The sequence below is a fragment of the Pandoraea sp. E26 genome (assembly GCF_000681415.1).
GTDB lineage: Bacteria > Pseudomonadota > Gammaproteobacteria > Burkholderiales > Burkholderiaceae > Pandoraea > Pandoraea pnomenusa.
Genome location: NZ_AYXJ01000084.1, coordinates 1 through 2,090, shown reverse-complemented (window position 1 = coordinate 2,090; position 2,090 = coordinate 1). Strand labels below are relative to the sequence as shown.

At 58.0% G+C, this 2,090-nt stretch carries 2 protein-coding genes, 3 tRNA genes and 1 pseudogene; all 6 read left to right on the top strand.

Annotated elements, in window-relative coordinates; translation table 11 throughout:
• Positions 1-94: 94 nt before the first annotated feature.
• Positions 95-240: pseudogene (locus tag W930_RS30965) on the top strand (transposase domain-containing protein); the annotation flags it as partial.
• Positions 241-303: 63 nt separating this feature from the next.
• Complete coding sequence (locus tag W930_RS0125250) at positions 304-900, top strand: plasmid pRiA4b ORF-3 family protein (RefSeq protein WP_023593794.1); 597 nt, start codon at positions 304-306, stop codon at positions 898-900.
• A gap of 582 nt (positions 901-1,482) precedes the next feature.
• Positions 1,483-1,568 (top strand) — tRNA-Tyr (locus W930_RS0125245).
• Between the two features lie 73 nt (positions 1,569-1,641).
• A tRNA-Gly gene (locus W930_RS0125240) sits at positions 1,642-1,715 on the top strand.
• Between the two features lie 28 nt (positions 1,716-1,743).
• Positions 1,744-1,818 (top strand) — tRNA-Thr (locus tag W930_RS0125235).
• Between the two features lie 72 nt (positions 1,819-1,890).
• A partial coding sequence (locus tag W930_RS29375; protein WP_081814425.1) for a GTP-binding protein occupies positions 1,891-2,090 on the top strand: 200 nt, incomplete at its 3' end.

Sequence of the window (2,090 nt, the reverse complement as noted above, 5' to 3'; positions counted from 1 at the left end):
AGCAAGGGGTTTTTGCTTTGTATCCGCGATTTGTGTAATCAGTGCCTGGAGATTCGCGGCTCCAGCGGGTGGCCCAGGTTCGCTCGCCGGATGAAACTCCAGCGGCGAACGTGCTGCTGCGATTTGCAGCCTGATCGGGGCGTGCAAGCCTAATAACTCGATCCCCAGGCCTATCTGAGCCATATACTTGCACGCACCGCGCGTCACCCGGTCAGCCGGAACAACGCTTTGCTGCCGTAGAGCATGACCGTCTTGGCGCACTAAAGGGATAATGCCATCGACGCCCGAAACTTCGGAGATGCGATGGCCAAGTCGCTCCAGCTCTACACCTTGCATGTGCAATTGCAGTACATCAGACCGGCGATTTGGCGCCGGATCGAGGTCGAAGGAACCGAGTCGCTGCGCAAGCTGCACCACATCCTGCAAGCCGCCTTCGGCTGGTCGGACGCCCATCGGCACGACTTCCTGATCGACGACGACACCTATGCTCAGCTCGACATTGATGCGGGCTTGGAGTTCATGGACCTGGACAGGACACTCGACGACCGGAAAGCCAAAGTGCATAAGGTGCTGCGACCGGGGTCCCGCATGCTCTACCGATATGACTTCGGCGACGGCTGGGATCACGACATCGTGGTCGAGAAAATTGAGACCATTGACAGAGAACCCTGGGGTGTCGCTCAGGTCATCGACGGCGCACGCGCCTGCCCGCCCGAGGACGTGGGAGGACCGCCCGGATACGAGGTCTTCCTCACCGCGCTACTTGACAACCCTGATAGCGAAGAAGCCGACCATTACCGTAGCTGGGTTGGCCCTGGCTTCGACCCCGAACTGTTCGATATACGCGCGGCAAACGCTGCGCTAATGCGTATGACGTCCAACCGCTGGGGCAACCGATAATGCCGTCAAGACCGCACTGACGAGGCGCTTGCCGTTGTGCGCTCGGATGCTGGCGTATATGGTGGTGTGATGACGTCCAATGGAGGGTTCGTTACTCATCCCCCGTCGACCCGCGCCTCATTTTATGGAGAGCCGCCCGATTTCCGCGATGCGGGCATCTGTGCTGGAACGTGTGACGTATTCCAAAAATCGCGATGCATTTGGTTCTGCAGGGGGGGGCGAACTCGAGAAGTGGCGCGCGGGCGGGGAGGGGCGTCCGTCACGTATCCACTCGGGGTACCCAAAGCCAAACTGTAAGTTGGATGCGTGGTGTATCCCTCCCCTCGGTCAGTCGGCGTTTCTCAGCGTCCCCCGTGGACATCGCCATGCGCGATTCCCGCAAACGCACGAAGGGGGTCTTGAGTGGTGCTGCCGCGTATTACGCCGCGGATGTTCCACACGCGGCTTCGCACATTCCATAAAATCAATGACTTATCGAATTTATCAGGAATTTGGGGGCTCACTGGCACAAAATCTGCGTAATCATCGCGTGGAAGGTGTTGACAAGGCGGGGGGACATCTCCATAATTGCAAATTCTCTGCGGAGGGGTGCCCGAGTGGCTAAAGGGGGCAGACTGTAAATCTGTTGGCTTACGCCTACGTTGGTTCGAATCCAACCTCCTCCACCAGAATGCGGAAGTAATAAGCGCCGGAAGATGAGTCTCCGGCGCTTGTTACCAAGAGGCGAGAGTCAGAATCCAAGCGGGTGTAGCTCAATGGTAGAGCAGAAGCCTTCCAAGCTTATGACGAGGGTTCGATTCCCTTCACCCGCTCCAGGTGACGCGCAGTAGATGTAAAGGATTCGCCCATGTGGCTCAGTGGTAGAGCACTCCCTTGGTAAGGGAGAGGTCGGCAGTTCGATCCTGCCCATGGGCACCACAAGATAGTGTGAAGCGCGGCAATCAACATGCCGAGCAACCTCGGCAATAGATAACCCGTTAGGAGTCGGAAATGGCAAAGGAAAAATTCGAGCGGACTAAGCCGCACGTGAACGTCGGCACCATCGGTCACGTTGACCATGGCAAGACCACCCTGACGGCCGCTATCGCAACGGTTCTGTCGTCGAAGTTCGGCGGCGAAGCCAAGAAGTACGACGAAATCGACGCGGCGCCGGAAGAAAAGGCACGCGGTATTACCATCAACACCGCGCA

Bases quoted from the DNA above. Each gene is read 5' to 3' on its own strand.
- W930_RS0125250 (WP_023593794.1), top strand. From the start codon at position 304: ATGGCCAAGTCGCTCCAGCTCTACACCTTGCATGTGCAATTGCAGTAC.